Source organism: Hespellia stercorisuis DSM 15480 (assembly GCF_900142165.1).
Taxonomy (GTDB): Bacteria; Bacillota; Clostridia; order Lachnospirales; family Lachnospiraceae; genus Hespellia; species Hespellia stercorisuis.
This window is the reverse complement of record NZ_FQZY01000025.1, coordinates 1-21078: the sequence shown is the minus strand read 5'-3', so window position 1 is coordinate 21078 and position 21078 is coordinate 1. Positions and strand designations below refer to the sequence as shown.

At 41.6% G+C, this 21078-nt stretch carries 23 protein-coding genes and 8 tRNA genes; 29 read left to right on the top strand and 2 right to left on the bottom strand.

What is annotated here, in order from left to right; translation table 11 throughout:
• Window positions 1-8: 8 nt before the first annotated feature.
• The 21 genes from whiA (at window position 9) to BUB85_RS09550 (ending at window position 14225) form a co-directional block, all read left to right on the top strand.
• Window positions 9-959 carry a DNA-binding protein WhiA gene (gene whiA / locus BUB85_RS09650; RefSeq protein WP_073109279.1) on the top strand — a complete coding sequence of 317 codons (951 nt, stop codon included), beginning with the start codon at window positions 9-11 and terminating at the stop codon, window positions 957-959.
• Window positions 956-1213, top strand: a complete 258-nt coding sequence (locus BUB85_RS09645; RefSeq protein WP_073109276.1) for an HPr family phosphocarrier protein — start codon at window positions 956-958, stop codon at window positions 1211-1213. Before whiA ends, BUB85_RS09645 begins: the two co-directional genes overlap by 4 nt.
• Before the next feature lie 144 nt (window positions 1214-1357).
• Window positions 1358-2299: a diacylglycerol/lipid kinase family protein gene (locus BUB85_RS09640; protein ID WP_073109273.1), complete on the top strand. Its 942-nt coding sequence runs from the start codon at window positions 1358-1360 to the stop codon at window positions 2297-2299.
• A 60-nt stretch (window positions 2300-2359) separates the two neighbouring features.
• Window positions 2360-2431: transfer RNA gene (locus BUB85_RS09635), tRNA-Glu, on the top strand.
• Between the two features lie 159 nt (window positions 2432-2590).
• Entirely contained in the window at window positions 2591-3454 is an 864-nt protein-coding gene (gene fba, locus BUB85_RS09630) for a class II fructose-1,6-bisphosphate aldolase (protein ID WP_073109270.1), read from the top strand.
• Window positions 3455-3616: 162 nt separating this feature from the next.
• The gene (locus BUB85_RS09625; RefSeq protein ID WP_073109267.1) at window positions 3617-5731 is read left to right on the top strand and encodes a glutamine synthetase III family protein; all 2115 of its coding nucleotides are present in this window, start codon (window positions 3617-3619) and stop codon (window positions 5729-5731) included.
• Window positions 5732-6015: 284 nt separating this feature from the next.
• Window positions 6016-6462, top strand: coding sequence for a DUF1700 domain-containing protein (locus tag BUB85_RS09620; RefSeq protein WP_073109262.1), 447 nt, complete (start codon window positions 6016-6018; stop codon window positions 6460-6462).
• Window positions 6463-6932: 470 nt separating this feature from the next.
• Entirely contained in the window at window positions 6933-7241 is a 309-nt protein-coding gene (locus tag BUB85_RS09615) for a hypothetical protein (protein ID WP_073109257.1), read from the top strand.
• A 140-nt stretch (window positions 7242-7381) separates the two neighbouring features.
• Window positions 7382-8557: a THUMP domain-containing class I SAM-dependent RNA methyltransferase gene (locus BUB85_RS09610; protein ID WP_073109250.1), complete on the top strand. Its 1176-nt coding sequence runs from the start codon at window positions 7382-7384 to the stop codon at window positions 8555-8557.
• A gap of 100 nt (window positions 8558-8657) precedes the next feature.
• Window positions 8658-9260: an RdgB/HAM1 family non-canonical purine NTP pyrophosphatase gene (rdgB, locus tag BUB85_RS09605; RefSeq protein ID WP_073109242.1), complete on the top strand. Its 603-nt coding sequence runs from the start codon at window positions 8658-8660 to the stop codon at window positions 9258-9260.
• Between the two features lie 3 nt (window positions 9261-9263).
• Window positions 9264-9743, top strand: coding sequence for a YfcE family phosphodiesterase (locus BUB85_RS09600; RefSeq protein ID WP_073109236.1), 480 nt, complete (start codon window positions 9264-9266; stop codon window positions 9741-9743).
• A 178-nt stretch (window positions 9744-9921) separates the two neighbouring features.
• A tRNA-Pro gene (locus BUB85_RS09595) sits at window positions 9922-9996 on the top strand.
• Between the two features lie 4 nt (window positions 9997-10000).
• A tRNA-Gly gene (locus BUB85_RS09590) sits at window positions 10001-10071 on the top strand.
• Window positions 10072-10112: 41 nt separating this feature from the next.
• Window positions 10113-10186: transfer RNA gene (locus BUB85_RS09585), tRNA-Arg, on the top strand.
• Window positions 10187-10252: 66 nt separating this feature from the next.
• Window positions 10253-10326, top strand: a tRNA-His gene (locus tag BUB85_RS09580).
• Window positions 10327-10332: 6 nt separating this feature from the next.
• Window positions 10333-10404: transfer RNA gene (locus BUB85_RS09575), tRNA-Gln, on the top strand.
• A 38-nt stretch (window positions 10405-10442) separates the two neighbouring features.
• Window positions 10443-10515 (top strand) — tRNA-Lys (locus BUB85_RS09570).
• A 46-nt stretch (window positions 10516-10561) separates the two neighbouring features.
• Window positions 10562-10643: transfer RNA gene (locus BUB85_RS09565), tRNA-Leu, on the top strand.
• 321 nt (window positions 10644-10964) lie between these two features.
• Window positions 10965-12782: a DEAD/DEAH box helicase gene (locus BUB85_RS09560; RefSeq protein WP_073109229.1), complete on the top strand. Its 1818-nt coding sequence runs from the start codon at window positions 10965-10967 to the stop codon at window positions 12780-12782.
• 61 nt (window positions 12783-12843) lie between these two features.
• Window positions 12844-13017, top strand: coding sequence for a helix-turn-helix domain-containing protein (locus tag BUB85_RS21470; protein ID WP_073109224.1), 174 nt, complete (start codon window positions 12844-12846; stop codon window positions 13015-13017).
• 257 nt (window positions 13018-13274) lie between these two features.
• Complete coding sequence (locus tag BUB85_RS09550; RefSeq protein ID WP_159434635.1) at window positions 13275-14225, top strand: tyrosine-type recombinase/integrase; 951 nt, start codon at window positions 13275-13277, stop codon at window positions 14223-14225.
• 61 nt (window positions 14226-14286) lie between these two features.
• Here the strand turns inward: BUB85_RS09550 and BUB85_RS22425 are convergent, their stop codons facing one another.
• Window positions 14287-14460, bottom strand: a complete 174-nt coding sequence (locus BUB85_RS22425) for a helix-turn-helix domain-containing protein (protein WP_278319588.1) — start codon at window positions 14458-14460, stop codon at window positions 14287-14289.
• Window positions 14461-14690: 230 nt separating this feature from the next.
• Here BUB85_RS22425 and BUB85_RS09540 point away from each other — a divergent pair, with 230 nt between their 5' ends.
• The 8 genes from BUB85_RS09540 (at window position 14691) to BUB85_RS09510 (ending at window position 20667) form a co-directional block, all read left to right on the top strand.
• Window positions 14691-14984, top strand: a complete 294-nt coding sequence (locus BUB85_RS09540; RefSeq protein ID WP_073109205.1) for a hypothetical protein — start codon at window positions 14691-14693, stop codon at window positions 14982-14984.
• A complete protein-coding gene (locus BUB85_RS09535) occupies window positions 14972-15448 on the top strand; it encodes a relaxase/mobilization nuclease domain-containing protein (protein ID WP_073109197.1) in 477 nt (158 codons plus the stop codon). The genes BUB85_RS09540 and BUB85_RS09535 overlap by 13 nt, the downstream gene beginning before the upstream one ends.
• A 71-nt stretch (window positions 15449-15519) precedes the next feature.
• Window positions 15520-16581, top strand: coding sequence for an AAA family ATPase (locus BUB85_RS09530; protein ID WP_073109194.1), 1062 nt, complete (start codon window positions 15520-15522; stop codon window positions 16579-16581).
• Window positions 16582-16678: 97 nt separating this feature from the next.
• Window positions 16679-18559 carry a vWA domain-containing protein gene (locus BUB85_RS09525; RefSeq protein ID WP_084533992.1) on the top strand — a complete coding sequence of 627 codons (1881 nt, stop codon included), beginning with the start codon at window positions 16679-16681 and terminating at the stop codon, window positions 18557-18559.
• 63 nt (window positions 18560-18622) lie between these two features.
• Entirely contained in the window at window positions 18623-18754 is a 132-nt protein-coding gene (locus BUB85_RS22205; RefSeq protein ID WP_278319586.1) for a hypothetical protein, read from the top strand.
• Window positions 18755-18873: 119 nt separating this feature from the next.
• A complete protein-coding gene (locus BUB85_RS09520) occupies window positions 18874-19194 on the top strand; it encodes a Mor transcription activator family protein (protein WP_242945397.1) in 321 nt (106 codons plus the stop codon).
• Window positions 19195-19236: 42 nt separating this feature from the next.
• The gene (locus tag BUB85_RS09515; RefSeq protein ID WP_073109190.1) at window positions 19237-20112 is read left to right on the top strand and encodes a zinc-ribbon domain-containing protein; all 876 of its coding nucleotides are present in this window, start codon (window positions 19237-19239) and stop codon (window positions 20110-20112) included.
• A 69-nt stretch (window positions 20113-20181) separates the two neighbouring features.
• Complete coding sequence (locus BUB85_RS09510) at window positions 20182-20667, top strand: zinc-ribbon domain-containing protein (protein ID WP_073109187.1); 486 nt, start codon at window positions 20182-20184, stop codon at window positions 20665-20667.
• A gap of 106 nt (window positions 20668-20773) precedes the next feature.
• Here BUB85_RS09510 and BUB85_RS09505 read toward each other — a convergent pair.
• On the bottom strand, window positions 20774-21078 hold a 305-nt coding region (locus BUB85_RS09505), incomplete at its 5' end, for an IS66 family transposase (RefSeq protein WP_143160694.1).

Sequence of the window (21078 nt, the reverse complement as noted above, 5' to 3'; positions counted from 1 at the left end):
GGGAAATTATGTCATTTTCAGGGAATGTCAAAGAAGAACTGGCTGCGCACTGGACGAAGGCGAGACACTGCCAGATCGCAGAACTGGCGGCTTTGATCAGTATGTGTGGTGCGGTAGCCATCGACAGCAGAGACAAATTATGTATTAAAATCCATACAGAAAATATAGCAGTTGCAAGAAAGTGCTTTACATTAATCAGAAAAACATTTAATATAAGAACTGATATCGCTATTCGGCGGAACCTGAAAAAGGATAGTGTATCTTATTATGTGGTGGTCAGAAACCACGAGGATGCACAGAAAATCCTGCAGGCGACGAAGATGATGGGAGACGATTTGTTCACAGTCAATCACATTGTAGTTCAGCAGACATGCTGTAAACGTGCCTTTTTACGAGGTGCTTTTTTGGCGGCAGGCTCCATGAGTGACCCGAACAAATCCTATCACTTTGAGATTGTCTGTAATGGGAGAGAAGTGGCAGAAAAGTTACAGCAGATGATTTGCGGCTTTTCGATGGACGCCAAGATTGTTCAACGCAAGAAGAACTATGTTGTGTACTTGAAAGAGGGAGCCCAGATAGTTGATATGTTAAATATAATGGAAGCCCATATCTCATTGATGGAGCTGGAGAATGTCCGGATTCTGAAGGAGATGCGCAACACTGTCAATCGCAAGGTGAACTGCGAGACTGCGAATATCAACAAGACGGTTTCGGCGGCTGTGAAGCAGGTCGAGGACATCCGGTATATTCAAAAAACGATAGGGTTGGATAAGCTGACAGAAGGATTAGAAGAGATGGCATTGGTCAGGCTTGGGAATCCAGATGCTACACTGAAGGAACTGGGAGAATTACTGTCACCGCCGGTCGGAAAATCGGGGGTGAACCACAGACTCAGAAAGATCAGTGAAATTGCGGAGGAAACGAAGGAATCAAAGAAAGGCAAGGAGGAACTTTTATGATTAAAAAACCAGTGGAGATTAAGCAGGATGATGGTTTGGATGCGAGGCCGATCGCGCTGTTGGTACAGCAGGCAAGCCAATATGCGAGCCAGGTATACATAGAAGTTGGAACTAAGAAGATTAACGCAAAAAGTATTATGGGAATGATGAGTTTGAACTTGTCAAAGGGAGAGAATGTCACAGTGGTGGCGGAAGGCTCTGACGAGAAGAAAGCGGCGGAAGGTATCGAGACGTTTTTTAGCCAGATTAAATAAAACATAACGAAAAGAGCATGTAAAAGTGCTCTTTTTTGGCATACGGATTGCGTCAGCGTCTCTATGCAGAGCTGACATGCAGCGTCAGTTTATCTGGCAAAGCCGAATTTAAGACAGGCTGATGTTTAATGGGAGGGAAACATTATGAAAAAGTTGCTGTTTATCTATAATCCAAATGCAGGAACCGGACTTTTGAAGCCGCGGCTGTCGGACATTCTGGATATTTTTGTGAAGGCGGGATACGAGGTTGTAGTCTATCCCACACAGTGCTATCACGACGCCCTGAAAAAGGTGACAGGTTTTACGGAGGATTACGATCTCGTGGTCTGCAGCGGCGGTGACGGAACTCTGGACGAGACTGTGACCGGAATGATGAAGAGGGAGCACATGATTCCAATCGGATATATCCCGACGGGTTCGACCAATGATTTTGCAAACAGTCTGCATATCCCGAAGGATCTGCTGGCTGCAGCCGACACAGCGGTGAACGGAAAGCTGTTCGCCTGTGATGTGGGCGCATTCAATGATGACGTGTTCGTCTATGTCGCGGCCTTCGGCCTGTTCACAGATGTTTCCTACGAGACGAAGCAGGAGATGAAAAATGTGCTGGGGCATCTGGCTTATGTATTGGAGGGCGCAAAGAGGATATTCAATATTCCATCCTATCGCATTAAAGTGTCAGCGAACGACGAGGTGATTGACGAGGAATTTATCTATGGAATGGTGACAAATTCCAAGTCTGTCGGAGGATTTAAAGGAATGGTGGGAAATGACGTCGTGTTTGACGACGGCGAGTTCGAGGTGACGCTGATCAAGAAACCGCAGAATGCCATCGAACTGAATGCAATCATTGCGGCTCTGGTTGGACACCAGACCGACTCGAACTATATGTACAGCTTCAAGACCGGCGAGATTATTTTCGAGTCCATCGAGGAGATTCCGTGGACCCTGGACGGAGAATTTGGCGGTGAACACGATAAAGTAGTCGTCAGAAACTGCAGACAGAAACTCAAGATTATGGTGAAAGAAAAGGGCATAGAACGGCTGACAGCATACCCGGAAAAGTATGGGATTGAAAAAAAATAAAAAAAATTAAAAAAAAGCTTGCATATTTTGTTTCGGTATAATATAATAACTCTTGCATGTGGCCCCCTGGTCAAGCGGTTAAGACGCTAGCCTCTCACGCTGGAATCAGGAGTTCGATTCTCCTGGGGGTCATTTGAGAGAACAGATACGAATTTTCGTATCTGTTTTTTTTATATCATGCAAATGGATTGTGAAAAGAGTAATTAGCGATTGTCTTTTTTTGTGGAATAAGCTATAATAAAACACGTAAAACGTATTTACAGTAACTGTTAGAAAATGGAGGGAATTATTATGTTAGTATCAGCAACCGAAATGCTTCAGAAAGCAAAAGCAGGACACTATGCAGTGGGACAGTTTAACATCAACAATCTGGAATGGACGAAAGCAGTTTTGCTTACTGCTCAGGAGTGCAATTCTCCGGTTATTCTTGGTGTGTCTGAGGGTGCAGGAAAATATATGACAGGATACAAGACAGTAGCAGCTATGGTCGGAGCTATGATGGACGAGCTTGGAATTACAGTTCCAGTTGCAACTCATCTGGATCACGGCTCATTTGAAGGATGCAAAAAGTGCGTTGAGGCTGGATTTACATCCATCATGTTCGACGGATCTAAATATCCAATCGAAGAGAACGTTGCCAAGACAAAAGAATTAGTTGCAATCTGCAAAGAAAAAGGAATGTCTCTTGAGGCAGAAGTTGGTTCTATCGGTGGAGAAGAAGATGGAGTTGTAGGAGCTGGCGAGTGTGCTGATCCTAACGAATGTAAGATGATCGCTGATCTGGGAATTGATTTCCTTGCAGCAGGAATTGGTAACATCCACGGAAAATATCCTGAAAACTGGGCTGGACTCAGCTTTGATACACTGGATGCGATCCAGAAGCTGACAGGAGATATGCCGTTAGTACTTCACGGTGGTACAGGTATTCCGGATGATATGATCAAAAAAGCAATTACATTAGGCGTAGCTAAAATCAATGTAAACACAGACTGCCAGTTAGTATTTGCAGATGCTACACGTAAGTACATTGAAGCTGGAAAAGACCTGGAAGGAAAAGGATTTGATCCTCGTAAACTGTTAGCACCAGGTACAGAAGCTATCAAAGCATGTGTAAAAACAAAAATGGAATTATTCGGATCAGTAGGAAAAGCTTAATTAGCTAAAAAAATTTGATGAAAAATCAAATTATTACTTGCCTTTTTGGACTGATTGAGTTATACTGACAAGCGTAGAAAACGAACAAAGGCGTTCCAAGATGACTTGGAGTGCCTTTTGTGCGTTATAGAGAATGGATACCAGAAGAAAGGAAAAGTTACTATGAACACAGACTTAATTAATGTAGCAGAAATTTTTGGGGAAGACGTGTTTAATGATACAGTAATGCAGGAACGTTTACCTAAAAAGGTTTACAAGGAATTAAAGAAGATTATTGAAGAGGGAGGCGAACTGGATCTCTCGACAGCCGATGTCATCGCACATGAGATGAAGGAGTGGGCAATCGAAAAGGGCGCAACTCATTACACACACTGGTTCCAGCCATTGACAGGTGTGACGGCTGAAAAGCATGATTCATTTATCTCAGCTCCGATGCCAAACGGTAAAGTCCTGATGAGCTTTTCTGGAAAAGAATTGATCAAAGGAGAGCCGGATGCATCTTCTTTCCCGTCAGGCGGACTTCGCGCTACGTTTGAGGCCAGAGGATATACGGCATGGGATTGTACTTCACCTGCATTTGTCAGACACGATGCGGCAGGTGCAACACTCTGCATCCCGACGGCATTCTGCTCATACACTGGTGAGGCGCTTGATCAGAAGACTCCTCTGCTTCGTTCTATGGAAGCAATCAATGTGCAGGGTATCAGACTTCTCCGTATATTCGGAAATACAACATCCAAGAAGGTGACGCCTTCTGTAGGTGCGGAGCAGGAATATTTTCTGGTGGATGCAGAAAAGTTCTTACAGCGTAAGGATTTGATTTACACCGGACGTACACTGTTTGGAGCAATGCCTCCAAAAGGACAGGAATTAGATGATCATTACTTCGGAACTATCCGTCAGAGAGTTGCAGGATTCATGAAGGATATCAACGAAGAATTGTGGAAATTAGGCGTGTCTGCAAAGACTCAGCACAACGAGGTTGCGCCTGCCCAGCACGAGCTGGCTCCGATCTATGCACAGTGCAACATTGCAGTAGACCACAACCAGATCGTGATGCAGACCATGAAGAAGGTGGCATGCCAGCATGGTATGAAGTGTCTTCTCCATGAGAAACCATTTGCAGGTGTGAACGGTTCTGGTAAGCACAACAACTGGTCTATCACGACAAACGACGGAATCAACCTGTTGGATCCGGGCCGAACACCTCACGAGAATACACAGTTCCTGCTGGTACTGACATGTATCTTAAAAGCTGTAAATGAACACGCAGATCTTCTCCGCGAGTCCGCAGCTGATCCGGGAAATGACCACAGACTGGGAGCAAATGAGGCACCGCCGGCAATTATCTCCGTATTCCTTGGAGAGCAGCTTGAGGATGTGTTGGAACAGCTCGTCAGCACAGGCGAGGCTACACACAGTCTGAAGGGCAGTAAGCTGAAGACTGGTGTAAAATCACTTCCGGACTTCATGAAGGATGCGACGGACAGAAACAGAACCTCACCGTTTGCATTTACCGGAAACAAATTCGAGTTCCGTATGGTTGGTTCCCGTGATTCTATCGCAGGACCAAACGTGGTGCTGAACACGATCGTGGCAGAAGCATTTGGCGATGCATGCGACAGAATTGAGAAGTCTGACGATGCAGAGAAAGAGATTCACGACATCATCAAAGAATATGCAACAGAGAACCAGCGTGTTGTGTTCAACGGTAACGGTTATGCGGCTGAGTGGGTAAAAGAAGCCGAGAGACGTGGACTTCCGAACATCAAATCTATGGTGGAAGCGATTCCTTCACTTACGACAGAAAAGGCTGTAAAGCTGTTCGAAAAATTCAAGGTATTCACCAGGGAAGAGCTGGAGTCCCGCGCAGAGATCAAATACGAGTCTTACGCAAAGGCAATCAACATCGAAGCGCTTGCTATGGTTGATATCGCGACAAAACAGATCATCCCGGCTGTCATGAAGTACACCAAGACACTGGCTGACACGGTTATCGCGGTGAAAGAAGCCGGTGCGGATGCAAAAGTACAGGCAGATATCCTGAAGGAGACAACGAAGCTTCTTGCTGACACCAAGAAAGCACTTGTCGCTCTTGAAAAAGTGGCGAAGACGGCGGCAGGAAAAGAAGAAGGAAAGGTACAGGCTACATATTATCACGAGTCTGTTGTTCCGGCTATGGAAAAACTCCGTGCTCCGATCGACGCACTCGAGATGCTGGTGGACAAAGAAGTATGGCCGATGCCTTCTTACGGCGATCTGATGTTTGAAGTATAAAAAATCTGCGGTGCGGGTAAAGTGGACACTCACAATCCGTCCCGCGGCTTATTCATAAAATCATAAGAATTTTAAATAGTCTTGTACTTGGAATATACACAATATTGTGGTATTCTGAATGCAAGACTTTTTATGCGCATTAACGTATCTGCGGGGGAAATCCGTGGTTTGCTATATGTAAGGTGAGCTAAAAGGCTCAAGACAGAGTGAGTGGAATGGTCCCGGCACAGTTGGTGCGGGCCGGAATACTTCGATATAGACAGATTGATAAGGGAGGATATCATATGACAAAACAGATGTTTCTAAAAGAACTCAGAGAAGCACTTGAAAATGATCTGAGTGGTCAGATCGTGGAGGATAATGTTAATTATTACAGCAATTATATATCGGATGAAGTTCGAGGAGGACAGTCGGAAGAGGATGTAGTAGGCGGACTTGGCGATCCGTGGGTGATCGCCCGTAATATTATAGATTCTCCCGGAGGAGCTGCCAGCCAGACAGAGGCTTATGAGACAATCGACGAGCGTGATGGTGCACAGAGCAGCTCAGAGACATACCGCAGTGCTCCCTTTGACACCTGGTGGAAAAAGCTGCTGGCAGTTCTGACGGTAGTTATGGTGGTGGTCATAGTTGTTGCAATCGTCACCGGTGTGGTGAGTCTGCTTGCTCCGATTGTGATTCCGGTGCTGATTATTATGGTCATTGTACGCGCTATCGGCGGGCGGAGTTGAAAGCCTGAAGCGGGTGGAATGAAGCGGAACAGATGACGATCGGTGAAGTGGGAAGAACGATCGAAGAGAACGATTGAAAAGAAAAACGGCGGTGAACAGAACACAGGTTACCGGAACAGAAAAATCAGTGTTGAATAATGGGAGACATTCGGAGATTCGGATGTCTCCTTTGATTTTGTTCAGATTTCATGAAATCCCGGACAGGATTTTGAGGGGAAACAAAAATGCAAAGTAAAAGACCGATGGGGGAGCCATCGGTCTTTTGAGGGGAGTATAAATAATTAATAAGGGGTTGTAGAAAGTACTCTTTCTACAAGATTAAGTATAATATACGTTGATTGAAAATGCAAGGCAAAAATTAAAAAAAATATAAATAAAAAAAGCTGATTGATTTTGGTGGAAATGAATAAATCGAGGGAAGATAAGCAATAATAATTCTGTAACAAATAACATTTCAGGAGGATTTTATCATGGCAAGAAACTATGGCAATGCAAACAATAAGGACAGCAACTCAAATCGCAATTCAAACAACTCAGGCAGCAGCTACGGCGGAAATTCAAACCAGAACTCAAACAGTAACTATGGAAGTGATTCCAGCAATTCCAACCAGAACTCGAACAGCAATTATGGCAGCAATTATGGAAGTGATTCCAACAAGAATACCAACAGCTCGAACTGCGGTTTCCGTGATTCTTATGCAGATGAACAGAGCAAGAATAAAGATGCAAAAAACAAGGCATCAAACCGGAATGCAAATAACGAAAACAATGGGTATTAGCGGGGGTTTCGATTGACTTTTCGGAATTGATAAGGGATAATAAGATATTATACAGAGCATGTATGGATGAGGGCGCGACGCTCTCATCCAATATGTGCGTCAAAGGACAGCGTCAGTTGCCGGAGAGGGAAAGGATATAAATGGATAGAATAGAATTGATTGCGCCCTGTCATTTTGGACTGGAAGCAATATTGAAAAAAGAGATTCAGGATCTGGGATATGAGATCTCGATTGTGGAGGATGGAAGAGTGTCGTTTTATGGCGACGTGGCTGCAATCTGCCGGGCCAATGTTTTTTTGAGGACGGCGGAGAGAGTGCTGTTGAAGGCGGGAAGTTTTAAAGCGGAGACCTTCGATGAGTTGTTCGAGAAGACGAAGCAGATACCATGGGAGACTTATATTCCGAAGAACGGAAAGTTCTGGGTTGTCAAGGCAGCGTCGGTGAAGAGCAAGCTGTTCAGCCCTTCAGACATTCAGTCCATTATGAAAAAAGCGATGGTAAACCGTATGAAGGATCACTATCATGTAGACTGGTTCGACGAGGACGGAGCCGCGTATCCGGTTCGTGTTTTTTTGAAGAAAGATGTTGTTACGGTTGGAATTGACACCTCCGGAACGTCATTACATAAAAGAGGTTATCGTCAGTACCAGAGCAAGGCGCCGATTACAGAGACGCTGGCAGCGGCGCTGATCATGCTGACACCATGGACTAAGAACAGAATCCTTGTGGATCCGTTCTGCGGGAGCGGAACATTTCCGATAGAGGCGGCCATGATCGCTGCGAATATTGCGCCGGGGATGAACCGGTCATTTACGGCGGAGGAGTGGACGAATTATATACCGAAGAAGGCCTGGTATGACGCGGTAAATGAGGCGAATGAGAAGGTCGATATGGATGTGGATGTAGACATCCAGGGCTACGACGTGGATGATGAAGTGATTCGTGCGGCGAGAAAGAACGCGGAGGCGGCTGGCGTGGAGGAGCTGATTCATTTCCAGCAGAGGGCAGTTAAGGATCTGCGTCATCCGAAGAAGTACGGCTTTGTGATAACCAACCCACCCTATGGAGAGCGTCTCGAGGAAAAAGAAGCGCTGCCGGCACTCTATGCGGAATTTGGCGAGAGCTTTCGGAATCTTGACAGCTGGTCGGCTTATATGATCACCAGTTTTGAGGAGACGGAGCGTTACTTCGGTCGAAAAGCGGATAAGAACCGCAAGATTTACAACGGTATGATCAAGACTTATTTCTACCAGTTTATGGGACCGAAACCGCCGAGAGCGAAGAAGCTGCTGGAGGAGCAGGTGGCGAAGTCTTAAGGCTGATTTGTCTGGCGGAGCAGCAAGCACGTGAAAAGAAAAAGAGAACTATAGAGATAAAAATAAGTAAAGAAAATCATAAAAAAGGAATACATATTATATGGAAAAAAGAATTATATTTGCAACGGGAAATGAACATAAGATGGTTGAAATCCGCATGATCCTTGCAGATCTGGGACTTCCGATTCTGTCGATGAAAGAGGCGGGGATTGATGTCGATGTGGTGGAGGACGGAACTACATTTGAGGAGAATGCACTGATCAAAGCAACCACGATCGCGAAGCTAGCGCCGGACGATGTTGTGCTGGCGGATGATTCCGGTCTGGAGATTGACTATCTGAACAAAGAGCCGGGAATTTATTCGGCCAGATATGCCGGTGTGGATACTTCTTACGATATCAAAAATCAGATGCTTTTAGATCGTCTGGACGGTGTGCCGGATGATAAGCGCACAGCACGTTTTGTGTGTGCGATTGCGGCAGCATTTCCGGATGGGAGCACCGAGGTGGTACGCGGCACGATGGAGGGCATGATCGGGCACGGAATTGCCGGAGCGAACGGCTTTGGATATGATCCGATCTTTTTCCTGCCGGAGTACGGCTGCACGTCTGCAGAACTGTCACCGGAACAGAAGAACGAAGTGAGCCACCGCGGTGTGGGCCTTCGGATGATGAGAAAAATCATGGAAGAGAGGGGCAGGTAGAGTATGAAGATATTGATCGTAAGCGATACCCATGGATCTCACAAGGCGCTGACAGATGTTGTGCGCAAGGAGGAGCCGCTTGATATGATGATCCACCTTGGCGATGTGGAGGGCGGAGAGGACTACATAGAGGGACTGACTGACTGCGAGAAGCATATTGTGCGTGGGAACAATGATTTCTTTTCGAGACTGGAGAAGGAAGAAGAGTTTTCAATCGGGCGTTACCATGCGTTTATCACGCACGGGCACAATTACTATGTGTCACTTGATCCGGAGACCATCCGCGAGGAGGCGCTCAGCAGAGGGGCGGACATTGTCATGTTCGGGCATACACACAGACCTTATCTGGAACAGGACGATGACATTGTGGTGCTGAATCCGGGGAGTCTTGTGTATCCGCGGCAGGAGGGAAGAAGGGGCAGCTATATGATCATGGAAATTGGCGAGGACGGAGACGCGAAGTTCGTACAGAAGTTTGTGTAGACGTGCGTGCGGGCGAGAGTAAAAATGCCCGCAAACGCCGTAAAATGGGCACTTTTGAAAAAAATAAAAAAATTGTAATATTTTCTTGACATTACCTGGCACGTATTATATAATACTACTTGTGTCGCGGGAAAGAAAACGTTTTGACAAACCGGTCGAAGCGATTAATTAAATAATTCGGGGTGTGGCTCAGCTTGGCTAGAGCGCCTGGTTTGGGACCAGGAGGTCGCAGGTTCAAATCCTGTCACCCCGACTCTGCGGGTGTAGTTCAATGGTAGAACACTAGCCTTCCAAGCTAGATACGTGGGTTCGATTCCCATCACCCGCTTTCTTATAGCCGATGTGGTCTATAAGAAATTTTTTTATCGTGAGTCTGTAGCTCAGTTGGATAGAGCAACGGCCTTCTAAGCCGTAGGTCGAGGGTTCGAATCCCCCCAGGCTCGTTTGTGTTATATGGGTAACATTACGCAGCATTTTGTTTCTCGGGTATATAACGCAAGTATTATATGGTGGGTGTGGTGCAGTTGGTTAGCGCGCCAGATTGTGGTTCTGGATATCGTGGGTTCGAGTCCCATCACCCACCCTTTGATGGGCTATCGCCAAGCGGTAAGGCACAGCACTTTGACTGCTGCATTCGTTGGTTCGAATCCAACTAGCCCAGTTAGTGCTGTGCAAAGATAGTACCTAAAAAAATAATATGGAGCATTAGCTCAGGTGGTAGAGCACTTGACTTTTAATCAAGTTGTCCGGGGTTCGAATCCCCGATGCTTCACTAAGAACATGTGAAAACATGTTCTTTTGTATCTACGGATATATTTGCGGATATGGCGGAACTGGCAGACGCGCTAGACTTAGGATCTAGTGGGGCGACCCGTGCAGGTTCAAGTCCTGTTATCCGCACTAAGAAGTCCTGACTCCTCACTCACGAGGGGTTGGGGCTTTTTTTTATGTATCCGAATAGAACTAAAATGGGATAGAAATGAGGAATGTACATCAACGCATACATCAACGCGATAAAACTAATAGAATATTTTCCGTTTGAACCAATTAAATTCTTTGAACAATCTATAGGGAATTTTAATTTATGCAGAATCTTACAGCGGTTTGTGATAATATGAAGTGTAAGATATATATGTTTGTTTGAGAAACAGCGATATTTGATTCTGGATTCCGGATTTCGCCTAATATTTTGAAAATCCAGAAACCAAAAGGAGAACAACAATGAGAGTTACGGAGAGAATTGGGGATGAATATACGCAATGGAGCAATGGTGATATAATTCTGATATCAGCGCCAACGGGAAGTGGGAAAAGCTATTTTGTTTTGCATGTGCTGTTGAAGTATATTATTCGAACAGGCGGAAAACTTTTGTATTTGGTGAACAGAAAAGTTTTAAAGAAACAATTGGATGCAGAATTGAAAAATAAAGTTATCCCGGAATTAAGTGGGCAAGGGAATCTACCGATTGCTCCGATTGGGAATTACATTGAGATCGAAACATACCAGAGTGTTGAGTGTTTTGTAAAAAAATCTGCATATGATTCAATTCAAAAGCATTTCGAGAAGTTTTCATGTTTAGTTTGTGATGAGAGCCACTATTTCTATTCGGATTCAAATTTCAATACGAGAACCGAACTGGCGTACGATTGTTTGTGTGACCAGTTTCAATCCAAACTACATATATACATGTCAGCCACAATGGAACAAATGAGCCAGAGTGTGCTCGAAAGGGCAACAAGTAATTTTCAAATCGCTGGAAAAATGATGAGAAATGGAACGCAAGAAAGAATAAAAATTTATGAAATTTCTAATGATTATGATTTCGTAGATTTACATGTTTTTGAAACTATGGCTGATTTGGACTGGTTGTTGATTAATGCTATTCGAAACATAAAGGAAAAGTGGTTGATTTTTACAGATAGTATTGAACGAGGTAAAAACATTAAAGACGAGATTGTTGACAAAATATTAGAAAATCCAGAAAGTAAAATGTGTGAAGAAGATGTTGTATTCATCGATGCAGATTATGCACAAGATAAGGCAGCAACTGATAGCGTGATGCAAGTGGCGGAGCAAGAATGCACAAGCAAAAAAATAATTATTGCGACGGCAGTGCTTGACAATGGAGTGTCTTTCAAAGACTGTGAGTTGCGTAACATAGTTATACTTGTAGATGATAAGGAAGAATTTATCCAGATGCTTGGGCGAAAGCGCATAAGTGAGGAACATTTGAATCTATATATATGTAAAAGAGACATAGGTCATTTCAAAAGAAGAATTGCAAGTTTGAATGTTGTGTCGGATTTTTATGAAAAATTCGGTAATGATTTATACAATAGTTTTCATGTTCCAGTAGAAGGTGGACAAATACTGTTGAAAACTCCATATGAAGTTACAAAGAAAATGTGGGCATTTATATGTTCTTGGGGATGGCCTTGGGGAATGGAACAACAGGAAAAAGTGCTTCATAAAATCCTTGAAAGTAGAGGAGCTTATGAAGCTGCAAAAAAACTATGTTACTCTGTTAAAGGGGTTCTCGCATGCAATTCTTTTGCAGTACAAAGATACAGAAATTTGAAAAGCTTTTATGCGGAGATGGTTGAAGCGATAAGTGCAGACGAGTGGGCATTTGTAGAAAAGCAAGCATCATGGATAGGGAAAAGTAAAGACGATTGTAAAGATATCCACAGAGAATGTGGAGAAAATATGAAGAAACATTATCGTGAACAAGTTATAGAAGTCTTGGAAAGAATTGAAGAGAAGAAAAATCAAGAAGAAAAAAAGTACTTAGACAAATATCTAGGAGGACAAGAAAAAACAGAATTAAAATTATTTATTCGAGAACCAGTCAAAAGGTATATGAATGTCATAGGGGGAGCTGAAGGCGAGATAGATTATCGGAAGATAGAAAGAAGGGACGGCGGATTTGATGCTACGACATTCAATGAATGGATGGAATGGATGGAATTACCCTATGTAGCGAGAAATGGAAAAAGCAAAACAACGATTATTCAAAAGATTGAAAATACAAATTTATAAGCTCTTGAACACCAGCGTAATCAGACGGACAGTCTGGACACAATGGAAAGGAGCGACAATAATGAAAAAAATGACTTATAATGTGAGGGAGACGGCTCAGATTCTCGGAATTAGTAAAAGCTATGCATATGAGCTGGTGAAAGAAAAGAAGCTTCCGGTACTTGAATTGGGAAAGAGAAGAGTAGTACCAAAGAGTGCATTGAAGAAGTGGATGCAGGAACAAGTTAATATGTGATGAAAAACCGCTGTTTTCAGCGGTTTTTTTAATGGAGGAAAGTAATGAAACGAAGCAATGGAGAGGGAACGATTTTTAGAAGAAAAGATGGAAAATGGTGTGCGTCCAAGTATATTGATATTGGAAACGGGAATGTTAAGCGTAAATATGTATATGGGAAAACTCAGAAGGATGTCAAAGAAAAACTTAAGGAACTGGATTCGATTGTCCAAAAACAGGTCAGTGAACCAACGTTACAAATTTGGATGATTACTTGGATGGAAAAATACAAAAAAGGGATTCTGAAGACAACTACATACGAAAATTATATGTTGAATATTCGGGTACATGTCTGTGGTACAACAGTTGGTCAGTCGCCACTGAGCAAAGTTACAACAGATATGCTACAGCAGTACTACAACGAAAAATTAAGTGGAGACAATATAGAGGAAAAGCCTTTATCACGGAGAACTGTGGAATACTTACACACGATTATCGGTGGTGCATTGCAGCAGGCATACAGAAACTGTATGATTACACGAAATGTGAATCAGTTTACAGTATTACCGAAAAAAGACGAATCAGAAATAAATCCACTTACAATCTCGGAGGTGCACAAGTTATTACAGTATGCCAAGAATACAGAATTGTATCCACTGATAGTATTAGAAGTATTTACAGGCATGAGAAAAGGGGAGATTTTGGGATTGCTATGGGAGAACATTGATCTGGAGAAGCAAGTTTTATATGTGAGAAAAAATCTTTGTAGAGTTAAGAACGACGAGAAAAATGCAACAACAAAGTACAAACTTGTATTACTGGAACCAAAGACAAAGAAAAGTGTTAGAGCAATTCCGTTAACTAATTATGTAGTTGAAGTGCTTAAACAGCAAAAATCAGTGCAATGCCAGCTAAAAGAAAAATACAAAGAAATTTATAGAGATAACGATATTGTTTTCGCCACAGCAGATGGAAACTTTCGTGATCCGAGGACTCTTTTGAGAGATTTCCACAAAATTTTAGATGATGCAGGAGTTCGGAGATGCAGATTTCACGATTTACGGCATACATTTGCATCAATGCTGATTAACGAAGGAGAATCAATGAAAGTGATTCAGGAGCTGTTAGGCCATTCTACAATTACAACCACGATGGATGTGTACTCACATGTAAATGCAAAGACAAAAGAACGATCAATCGGAGTATTGGAAAAAGTGATAGAAATATGAGAGATGGGACAGCGATAAACTGTCCTATCTCTGTGTATGAAGGGGCGGTTTATTCTTAGTGTTAAAAAGAAGAATTTGAATTACTTTGTAATCGAATGTAATTTATGACGGATTCTTTCGGGATTTTCCAGATTCTACCTATTTTAAAGGATTTTATTTGCTGCGTTTTAAGAAGATGGTAAGCCGTGTTTTTCCCTATGGATAACATTTCGCATAGGTCATCAATGCTTACCATGTCGTTGTAGTCGTTTTGAAACATTGTTTGATACCTCCGTGTAATTTATACTTTTACTTATGATGTAGAAAAGAAAATTTCTCTAAAGATTTTAACAGAGATTACGGGATAAAAGAAATTAATTGTTAATAAAGTATCTAACAGTTAAATAATTCAACAAGGTAATGCATAACAGACAAAAGTGTCTGACATTGCATTACCTGCTAAATGTGTAAAGGGAGGAAAATAGAATGAACAAAAAGAGTGATATCAAGCCAAAGGAAAGGGTGACTGTAAGAGTAATGACGGGTGACCTAGTATTATTAAGGGAAAAAGCAAGCAAATTAAAAATAGGAACAAGTGAGTATCTGAGACAAATTATTCATAGAGATTTGCATGAGCAAGATAGCGGTTCCATGAATATAATTGCGCTTCAATGTGAATTGTCTACATTCTTTACAGAATTTATTGAATCAACGAAATTAGGAGAAGAAGAGAAAGAACAAAGGCTACAGGAGGTTGAAAAGGCATTATGGGAAGAATAGAAGTAAGCATTCCGGAAGGGAAATATGACAATCAAGACGCGGTAGAAAAGGTTATTAGCTATATATTAAGATTAGACAATCCTCAGCTGGTAGGTGGATACGGTATTGTACCAACAAGCCTCAGTGACATTATTAATCAGTTTATTAGAGTGAAGCAATATTATGGAAAGACAGATGGAAAACAAATCTTTCATATAGTGTTTTCTGTAGAGAGGACGCTATGTTTCAAAACATTGCAGGTGAAAGAAATTGGGCGAATGTTGGCGGCGTATTGGGGTATGGAACGGCAGGTGGTCTTTGCGGTTCATGATGATACCAGAAATATTCATATACATATGGGAATAAACACAGTTTCCTTTTTAAACGGTAGTTACAAGGGATTTTACGATTTAGATGAAATAAAAAAATATGCAAATCATTGTGTTGACAAAATTACTGATAAAGTGTGGTTTGGTAAAAGTTGATTATGCTGTTGTTGTAATATTCAAGAGTGTAAAGGTAAGTGATATAAAAAGAATAGAAAGAAGAGGGAAAAATGAATTTACCAATGAATGTAACTCAGGACGAGTTGACAGAAGTTTTGTTGAATATTGCACCAAGTAGACCAGTTTTTATATGGGGAGCTCCGGGAATTGGAAAATCGTCTTTGGTGGAAAAATTTGCAAACGATGTAGGATTGACGTGTGTGTCGCTGCTTGGAAGTCAACTCGCGCCGGAAGATATAATCGGAGTTCCGAAGATAAGTGGAGAAACATCAGAATTTCTACCACCCAAAATGATTGCGAGAAAAGAACCATATGTACTCTTTTTAGATGAATTGAATGCTTGTTCACAGGAAGTACAGAAAGCATTTTACAGTTTAATCTATGAGAAACGAGTTGGAGAATATTATTTGCCAAAGGGCAGTATCGTAATTGGTGCGGGCAACCGAGTGCAGGACAGTGCAATAGTAAAAACCATGTCTTCTGCACTGGTGAATCGAATGTTCCATGTACAGCTCAAAGCTAATCCACAGCAGTGGCTTACATGGGCATATGAAAATGGTATCCATCCGTGGGTATTAGATTACATTACGCAACGTCCGGATCATCTGTTTTCAGAGCCACCAAAGACAGAAGAACCATATTCAACACCTCGTTCGTGGCATATGTTGAGTGATATATTAAAGGAATATGGAGCAGGAGAAAAGCAGATTTCACAAGACACACTTCGAATGCTTATATATGGCTGTGTTTCTGCAACACATGCAGGAATGTTTCTGGCATATACAAAGCAGTTGGGGAACAAACACCTGCTGAGTGACATTATCAAAGGAACGGAGAAGTGGCCTGTAAAACCAGAAGAACGTGATGTGCTGTATTTTCTGGCACAGTCGTTTCGGGCAAAACTAATTCATGAACTTCCGAAGAAAAAGGAGAAAATGAATAAGGATGCACAGGCATTGGCTTACCGTGCGAAAGCGATGATTAAGGAACTGGCAGTTATCAATGTAGAGGTAGCACAGATGGTAGTTCTAGCTGATGAGGGAGAAAAACTTCCAGAATGGTTTATGGTTGAAGTGGTCAGAGATTTACCAAGACTTGTGAAAACAGCATAATCAGAACGAACCGATTCACTTGCTGAGTGGGAAGAAAGAAAAAGGTCATGTTCGAAATGGAAAAGAATTGTTAGGGAATAATGGAAAGGAAAAAGAAGTGGCAAAGCAAAAGAAAAAGAATGAAAGAGGGCAGGAAATAAGAAAAAGTGTTTCCGAGGAAAATCTTCTTCAGGGAATTGCTCTGTATCAGGAAAATCCACTATTTTTAAAGTTAGGTGGTTATGTATATGTCAGAAACACGGCAATGCTTGGAAAGAAGACAGCCGCAATCGTAAATTCAGGCGGGCAGATATTTCTAAATGCGGATTATCGGATGACACCGATGCAGTGGTTGAACGTAATCGCTCACTGTCAGCTCCATCTTGCATTCGGGCACTTTGATGCGGAGAAGATGCCAGGGTACGAAATTATGAAAGAAGATGGGGGGACAGAGAAAAAAGTTGCATGTAATTTGTATTTGTGGAATATGGCATGTGATATGTATGTCACAAAGTTTCTGAATGATATTAAATGTGGTACATCAATCAGTTCCAATCCAGAGGATATTTGCCGGGGAAGCCTGATGGATGAAAAAAGTATATATGACTATCTTGTGGAGAATCATTTTGAAAATTCTATGGAATATTTTGGGACAGCAGATATTCATCTTATGGATATGCAGGGATTGGAGCATCCCAAAGTATATGAACCGGGAAGAGAGAATTATCATGCCAGACAATTTGCATTTGCCTTATCTTATGCGGTGACAGATGCAGTGAATGTTGCGGGAGGATATACGGCGGGACATGAAGAGGAGTTGACGAAATCACAGAAGACAGCTGGATGGTTTGTGAATCATTATCCGCTTCTGGGTGGAATGGCTTCTGCATTTCAGGTTATAGAGGATTATTGTTTCTGTATACAAAATGAAATACAGGTTGCTGCAGTAAATGTTATGTGTGGAGAAATCTATGTAAATCCGACAGCAGGACTTATCGAAGAAGAATTGAAATTCGTACTGGCGCATGAGTTCTTGCATGTCGGATTACAGCATTATGCTAGATGTCAAGGACGAGATTCATATTTGTGGAATGTGGCATGCGATTATGTCATCAATAGCTGGTTGGTAGATATGGGGATTGGACAGATGCTGGAAGGAGTTCTGTATGATGAAGAACTGAAAAATAAATCGGCAGAAGAAATCTATGATCTGATGATAGGGGAAATGCAAAGTTTTCGGAAAATGAATACATTACGCGGATATGGGAAAGGCGATATGGCAACAGATATGACAGGAAGCATGAATAGAAGCAGGTCAAAGCTATCGGGAATAGAACTGGATGAATTGTGCAGAAATGCATTGCAGCAAGGACTGGAATATCAGCAGGTGAATCAACGTGGATACATTCCGGCGGGGCTGATCGAAGAAATCCGTGCGCTATCTATGCCCGCAATTTCATGGGATGTGAAGCTCGGCAGATGGTTTGATGAGAACTTTCTAACACAGGAAAAGAAGTGCTCCTATGCAAGACCGAGCAGACGACAGGGAGCCACACCAGATATTGCCAGACCGAGATATGTAATGGATGAAATAGTAAGAGAAGGAAGAGCATTCGGAGTTGTCATTGATACATCCGGTTCTGTCAGTACCAGACAGCTGGGAACGGCTCTGGGAAGTATTGTAAGTTATGCAGTTGCAAAAGAAGTACCATTTGTGAGAGTTGTGTTTTGTGATGCAGAAGCCTACGATGCTGGATATATGTCACCAGAAATAATTGCTGATCGGGTGGAAGTAAAAGGCAGAGGTGGAACAAAATTGCAGCCGGGAATAAATTGCTTAGAGCAGGCAAAAGATTTCCCGAAGGACGGTCCAATTCTGATTATCACGGATGGGATGATTGAAAATAGACTGTATATACGACATAAACATGCCTATTTATTGCCGAAAGGAAATAGGTTGCCGTTTAAAGCAAGCGGTAAGATATTTTATTTTGAATAAAAGCCAACAGAAATTAATATGTCCGGTTTGAGAGATTCCACTGTGGCAAAAAGGCGGCGGAATGTGAATAAGAAAGATGCATTGGAAAAGCCGAGTGTTATATTACAGGAAAAAGAAAAGGCAGAAAAGAAGAAGCTGGTCAATTCAGTATTGAAGGAACATACGCAGATTGTAAGAGGGAATCAATCCTGTTAGGGTGTATGAAGGAATGCCATTTCACATAATAAAATAGTACAGAAAAGGGCGTCTGATAGGTGCTCTTTTCTGTATAGACAAATGAAAATAAATAAGGATATTTACAAGAGGAAAAGCAGATGAATAAACAATGTGATTTGTGTATAGTAAAAAAAAGGAAAACGTGGGGGGTGAGCGTGTTGCTTATAATATCAGGAAAAAAGGAGGGACTTGCAGAAATATATAACCAGTTAGTTGATATTATTGGTGTAGAGAATACAGAAAAAATATACAACAATCTGAAAGGACAACAAGTGACTTTTCCTATGCGTTTGTATAAGACAGAATATGTCTTACAAGAAATAGAGGAAAAATATGATGGTAAAAATTTGAGGGAGTTGGCAAAGGAATATGGATATACAGAGAGATATCTTAGAACATTATTGAAAAAAGGAAAATAAAAGAGAGGAGAAAGCGATATATTTAAATATCACACAAAAAATATGTTCTGTGCAAACTGTGGGAAGGAAGTTGAAAAAGAATGGAAAGTATGCCCTAATTGTGGGAAAATGCTTAATGAATCAGCAACTTTTGAGGGTAGAATAAATAAAGAAATGCAACCAGATGAAAGAGCAAGTGATTCAGATGAAGATATAAAATTACTTAAGGCAATGTGGAAAGAGCACCCTGTAAGATTTGTTTTATGTGTACCAATTCTTTTGTATATAATTTACAGACTTTTCAATGTTTTAACAACTGATTTTAGTGTTATACTACCGGAAATATTCCGGTTTTATGGTGAGGGTTCTATTTGCAGTCTTGGATTATGGTTGGCATATGGACCCAATAATTATAAAGAGTTAGAAAATGATGTGAAAGGGACGCAGAGAAAGCATTCGGCGGGAATCATCATTATAGCAAATATAGTGGTAGCACTAATCGTATGGAATGTCTTTTTCTCTTCTTCAAATGAGGAAGCGGAAAACAAGGGGCCTAGCACAGAAGTGTCACAAACTGCTTCAAAAGAAAATGATACAGAGCAAATAGCAGATATGACAATTGAAGAATATGTAGATAGTTGTGTTAGTGTGACAGCGGACGACTTAGCAAGAAATCCAGAGGCATATATCGGTGAAAACATAATTATGGAAGGAATCTTCTCAATAGTATTTGATGATATTTTTATTGGTTTATGGGAGGGACAAGGTGGTTTAGAAGTCTCTTATAAAGAAAAAAACGTATATAATGCAAATGGTGAAGTAATAGGTAATGTTATATCTGGAGATTACGGGTATGCGGCAGGCGTATTTAGAGGTGATAATAATTTTGGTAATCCTTATATGGATGGTGTACTCATAATTGTAACAGAAGAAAGATAAGCAATTTGTAGTTAAAGGTATAAAACATTGAGAACACGATGTTTTAATAAAAAAACAGGAGGAGAAAATATGTTTTGTAAAAAATGTGGAAAAGAAGTACAGGAAGGATGGTCGGTATGCCCAAATTGCGGGGAGGCTGTTCCAAACAGTAAGGTCACGGAGAAACCAGAAACAATAAAAAAGTCAGAGGAGAAAGTAAGAGGAACATCTAATGCTCCTATAATTTTAGGAATAACTGGTGGAGCGTTGGGTCTTCCGTCTGCTTTATGTTCAAGTATGTGTAGCGGTATGGTTGGAGCTATGGACAGTGCGGAATCAGCAAATGAACTTGGCAGTTTCTATTTGGTCGGAATGCTAATCGGAAGTGTTATAGCAATAGTATTTGCATGCTATTCCCGTAAAGCACCAAAAACAGCAGGAATCATGTTGATTGTGGCCACGATTATGATAGGTGGTTTGTCAGTTTTTTCGTTTAACTTACTTGGAATTATATCAGCCATTCTCACACTTATAGCAGGAATAATATGCTTTTTACAAAAAAAGAATATAAAATAAAAAATGAAATGGTTACTCTTTTAGGAGGTAACCATTTTACGAGGTGAAAATGTGTCCTAAAATCATAATTTCAAATATAGAAATTCCGTAACTGTTCAGAACTCCATTAGTTAAAGATGATATCGGAATTCCCTAAAAGGGCTTCTCTGATTGCTGTAAAAGCATTTATTCCATGCTTATGAGCAGTCCCAATATAGCTCATGATTGTAAGATATTCCTGTGCGCCTTCCTCACTGCGAAAACATCCTGAGACCTTGGTTTTAACCTTAATCATGCGCAAATCACGTTCCGCAAGGTTATTATCAAACGGAACACAGAGATTCTTTATAAATAAGCAGACTGATGCCTTGTAATTCACAAGTCTGTCAATTAGATTTAGTACCTTGGTCTTTTTCTTTCGACCACGCTTTT